The sequence below is a fragment of the Gemmatimonadota bacterium genome (assembly GCA_026706845.1).
GTDB lineage: Bacteria > Latescibacterota > UBA2968 > UBA2968 > UBA2968 > VXRD01.
The window spans coordinates 1-4,910 of the sequence record JAPOXY010000238.1 but is presented as its reverse complement, the minus strand read 5'-3'; the positions used below and the strand labels follow the sequence as shown (position 1 = coordinate 4,910).

Genomic DNA, 4,910 nt, shown 5'->3' with positions numbered 1-4,910 from the left:
GTGTATGGCTTGAACGCCACCACGCCTCATGGCGTCCGTCAAAACGTCGATCATCCGATCAGCTTATACGCGGCGACAAAAAAATCAGATGAACTGATGGCGCATGTGTATAGCCATCTATACGACATCCCGACCACAGGATTGCGCTTTTTCTCTGTGTACGGACCCTGGGGACGTCCGGATTTTGTCGCCTACTTGTGGACCAGAGCCATATTGGAAAATCGACCCATCAAAGTCTATAATCACGGGAAAATGCGCCGCAGCTTTACGTACGTCAGCGACATTGTCGAAGGCGTGACTCGCGTATTGTCAAATCCCGCAAAGCCAGATCCCGAATGGACGGGACAATGCCCCGATCCGGGATCGAGTTCCAGTCCATATCGGATCTACAATATCGGCAATCCGAATGTCATAGAATTGGATTATTTTTTATCGCTATTAGAGGACTTGCTGGGCAAAAAAGCGATCCGAAAAGATTTGCCCATGCAGCCGGGAGATGTACAGGACAATGCAGCAGATGTATCGGACCTGATGCGAGATGTGGGCTACAATCCCACAACGCCCATAGAAACAGGACTTGCAAATTTTGTCGCGTGGTACAGGGACTATCACAACATCAAGTGAATCGGAGAAAAAAAATAAAAAAAGCACGCTCTGTTCAGGGCGTGCTTTTTTTGGCTATACCACTCCTGTCCTCTTACTTCTCAAACACCTTTAATTCTGCATCCAGATTATAGAGATGATGCTCTGATTCCGTCAACCTGGTCAACTTGTCGTAGTCTATAGCGGCAACATGAACAATCCTGAACTCCTCCAAATCACGACACAGCTGTGCGACCTGCTTTCTCAGATTGGCGAGCGCTGCTTGATTTACGCCGGTTGCCATGTGGTCCTCCCATTTTATTTTAGTTTCTAAACTTTCTGGCTATTGACTTGACAACACCCGGAAAAAGGGCAGCATAAGAAGAATTCTGCAAATCCAATGCTTGATCTAAATTTCTTATATTGCGTTCGGCTTTTGCCAACATATATCGTTCGTATATTTGCATCGCCGGATACCTTTGGAATCCCTCTAATAACTCATCTTCCACCTCTGGCAATTCGGCCTGCATAAAATGAACCAGACCATCGTAACAGGGTATATGACCAGGTTCTGCAGTTCTGAATTGCTGCCCGAGAATGAAATCGATAATTTGGCTGAATTTATTCCATAATGGGTGATGGTGGAACAATTGATAGACAAGTACAGCCACCAGCGAGTTATTCATAAGTCCCCAAGTAAATCCTGAAAAATCAACATCGTAAGGCAAGCGTAATCCAACCGAGGCAGAGCCACCTACCCTCCATTCCATCCGATTGATCTTTACACTATGCATATTTGCGCCATGCATGCTGGCTTTTAGATTCCCCGACATCATTTCGCCACGACTCATTCGCAGTCCAGTCATACTCCAAAACCGTGCTTGAAAATTTTTAAACGTAGCACCTGTTGCAACTGCTCCAATAAAATTTGTGCCTGTCCCAGTTACACGATTAAAATTTGCATCCTTCAACCTCGCAGCGGTAAAATCTGAGTAGTCGAGCGTTGCCCTTTCAAAGTTAGATCCGGTAAGGTCTGCCTGAGCAAAGTTGAAGTGCGTTAAATCCTCACCTGAGAAATCTGACCCTCTCAAATCTGCGCCAACATAATTCTTATTAGATTCATTGAGCAGGTAGGCTGCTGATACCTTGCCCTTTGTTTCCTTTTCAATATAGTCTGCCAGATTCACAGCAGTTCTGTAATAGAGCTGGTTCGCCTTCCCATTGAGAACTCGGCTCACTGTTTGGCGACTGACGCCTGTTTCAGACTCGATAACCTCTAATTTCAGCCCGCCATTCTTTCCATTTTTACTTCTGCTAAAGAGATCAAATGTTTGGATATCCTGACAGCCACAACCTCATTAACCATCGATTACCTCAACTGTGTGAATCGTGTGAATTGTGTGAATCGTGTGAAAAAATATCCTCGACAACAAGCAGCAAAAAATAGAAATTATTCATCAAGCCAACTACTCTCTTACAGGTTGGTGATACGATTGGAGGCATACTTTGCTTTGACGGGTGAAGTATGCCTTCTCTTTTTATTTTTTATTCCGCAAAATAAGCATATCATGTAATGCCTCACAATTCAAGACAAAAATATAGCCGTCCTGATAAGACCAGAACCTCGAGGTAGTATGATGAACGCTCAAAGCGAGCACAGAGACCAAATCCTCACATCACTTGAAGAGGCGGCAAGCCATTACAAAGCGATCCTGGAAACCACCGTTGACGCGATTATCACGATTGACAGTCAGGGAATTGTACAAACATTCAATTCCGCTGCCGAGAAAATATTCGGCTATCAGGCTGAGGAAGTGATCGGAAACAATGTCAAGATGCTGATGCCCGCGCCTTACCGCAGTGAACACGATAGCTATATTGGCAGATATTTAGAGACGGGCGTACCCAAAATTATCGGAATAGGGCGTCAAGTGACTGGCCTGCGTAAAGACGGGACTGAATTTCCAATGGATCTGGCTGTCAGTGAGGTTCCCTTAAAAGACAAACGATTATTTGCTGGCATTATCCGCGACATGACAGAGCGCATACTGTTGGAGGAGCAATTGGTGCAATCAACCAAACTCGCAGCCGTGGGTAGATTGATTAGCGGGATTGCACATGAGGTGAACAACCCCGTGAGCATTATCAAACTCCATATCGCCAGTGTGATGCAAAATATCGAAAGTCAAAAATTGCCAGAGGACCTGATTGAGACGCTGAAGGTCATTCAACGCCAGAACAATAAGGTCGGGCAGATCATATCGGGGCTACAGGCTTTTTCCAGGCAGGGATCTTTCAGCCCTGACTGGATTAATGTCAACCAGACCGTGCATACTGCCTTGAGACTGGTTGAAAATACGCTGCAAAATCAGGACATTGTGTATCAAACCGAATTGGCAGACAGTTTGCCCAAAGTGTTTTTGGATCCCATACGCATTGAGCAGGTGTTGTTGAATCTGTTTAACAATGCGATTGAAGCGATGCCCGATGGCGGTGTTTTGACCGTATCAACGACACTGGAGACAGACCAAACAGATGAAGATTGGGTGGTGGTCCGGATAAGAGATACAGGCACAGGCATTGAGGAAGAACATCTCAGCCATCTATTTGATCCTTTTTTTACAACCAAAGAAGTGGGGGAAGGAACCGGCCTGGGTCTTTCGGTCAGTTATGGTTTGATCCAGGAGCACAAAGGCCGGATTGAGGTGAGCAGTCAACGGGGCAAAGGTACCGAGTTCCAGATTTATCTTCCCATAACAGAGTAAGAGAGATGGAAAAAGAGAAGATCCTCGTAATAGATGACGAGCCGGATATGTTGCGCGGTTGCCAGAAGTTTCTGGAGGCAGCGGGGTACGCTGTTGTCGTGACAGAGTCGGGTGAGGCAGGGATCGCGTTGTTCGAGACGGAAAATCCCGATCTGATCATTGTGGATTTGAAAATGCCCAGGATAGACGGGATGGCTGTACTTGAAAGCATTATGGCACGCGATCAAGAGGCTGTTGTGATTGTCTTTACCGGATATGGAACCATTGAGGGTGCAGTGAAAGCGATCAGAGCAGGCGCGCTCGACTTTGTTCGGAAACCATTTGATCCAGATGCATTTTTAATCGTAATAGAACGGGCATTGAAACTGCGGCGTGTGAGGATGGAGAACAGTACTCTCAAGCAAATGCTGGATACGCGATTCCGGTTTGAAAACATCATCGGGAACAGTGAAGCAATCACGCAGGTATTTGATCTGATGCGGAAAATCAGTGACATAGATGCCAATGTCCTGATCACAGGGGAGAGCGGAACGGGAAAAGAACTGGTGGCCCAGTGTATTCATGCAAATAGCAAGCGCAGCCATAAGCCGTTTGTGCCGCTCAACTGCGGGGGCCTACCAGAGCCTCTAATTGAAAGTGAGATATTTGGTCATACAAAGGGAGCATTCACAGATGCGAAACAGAACCGCGTCGGGTTAATCGAACACGCTAAGGGCGGGACATTTTTTCTCGATGAAATCGGGGAATTGCCCATGCCCCTTCAGGTGAAGTTCTTGCGCGTTCTGGAAGACCACAAAATTCGCAGGCTGGGTAGCAATGAGGAGATAGAAATCGACATCCGTCTCATCTCGGCGACCAATCAGAATATCGAGGCATTGATTGGAGAGGGCAGGTTTCGAGAAGATTTATTTTATCGGCTTAACACCTTTGAGATTCACCTGCCACCTCTCAGGGAACGGCAGGGAGATATTCAACTTCTTGCCCATCATTTTTTGAACCACTTTGCCGAGACCTCTGAAAAAGCGGTTCAAGGTATTTCAACTGAGGCGATGGATGTATTGTGTGAATATACCTATCCGGGCAATGTCCGAGAATTGATGCATGTGATGGAGCGAGCCGTTGCCCTGTCAGAAGAAGGTCGTGAAATTACGCCTGATTTGTTCCCAAAACCTATTGGGGGTAGCCTGGGGATAGAGACACAGACTAAAGGCCACTTAAAAGCGAGGGTAGCAGTGTTTGAAAAACATATAATCCAGGATGTGCTCAAGAAACACGCAGGCAATATCACGCATGCGGCTAAAGAATTGGGGTTGACCCGCGATGGTTTAATAAAAAAGATGGAGCGTCTAAAGATGCGTTAGCAAATTGGACAGCCTGATGTGATCTCGTGGGGTGTATAATTTTTTCGTGGCTTCTTTTTTAATCGTATAAAAAATTATACACTTCGCAGAAAGCGACAACTTATAGCACTTAAAACATAAACATTTTATCTTTTTGTTTTTCAAGCACTTGAGCATTTTCAAGTGTTTTTTTTATTTTAAACAACTTCATGGCACGCATCTT

At 45.7% G+C, this 4,910-nt stretch carries 5 protein-coding genes; 3 read left to right on the top strand and 2 right to left on the bottom strand.

What is annotated here, in order from left to right:
- The coding region (locus OXG87_21045) for an NAD-dependent epimerase/dehydratase family protein (protein MCY3872042.1) at positions 1–624 on the top strand (624 nt) is incomplete at its 5' end.
- A gap of 73 nt (positions 625–697) precedes the next feature.
- Here the strand turns inward: OXG87_21045 and OXG87_21040 are convergent.
- Positions 698–886 (bottom strand): hypothetical protein, encoded by a 189-nt coding sequence (locus OXG87_21040; GenBank protein ID MCY3872041.1) that lies wholly within the window; start codon positions 884–886, stop codon positions 698–700.
- 19 nt (positions 887–905) lie between these two features.
- A complete protein-coding gene (locus tag OXG87_21035; GenBank protein ID MCY3872040.1) occupies positions 906–1,853 on the bottom strand; it encodes a pentapeptide repeat-containing protein in 948 nt (315 codons plus the stop codon).
- A gap of 363 nt (positions 1,854–2,216) precedes the next feature.
- Here OXG87_21035 and OXG87_21030 point away from each other — a divergent pair, with 363 nt between their 5' ends.
- Together OXG87_21030 and OXG87_21025 are read left to right on the top strand one after the other, a co-directional pair.
- Positions 2,217–3,347, top strand: coding sequence for a PAS domain S-box protein (locus tag OXG87_21030; GenBank protein ID MCY3872039.1), 1,131 nt, complete (start codon positions 2,217–2,219; stop codon positions 3,345–3,347).
- 5 nt (positions 3,348–3,352) lie between these two features.
- Complete coding sequence (locus tag OXG87_21025) at positions 3,353–4,708, top strand: sigma-54 dependent transcriptional regulator (protein ID MCY3872038.1); 1,356 nt, start codon at positions 3,353–3,355, stop codon at positions 4,706–4,708.
- The last annotated feature ends 202 nt before the right edge of the window (positions 4,709–4,910 follow it).

Coding starts and splice junctions, on each gene's coding strand:
- OXG87_21040 (MCY3872041.1), bottom strand. CDS start 886: ATGGCAACCGGCGTAAATCAAGCAGCGCTCGCCAATCTGAGAAAGCAG.
- OXG87_21030 (MCY3872039.1), top strand. CDS start 2,217: ATGATGAACGCTCAAAGCGAGCACAGAGACCAAATCCTCACATCACTT.
- OXG87_21025 (MCY3872038.1), top strand. CDS start 3,353: ATGGAAAAAGAGAAGATCCTCGTAATAGATGACGAGCCGGATATGTTG.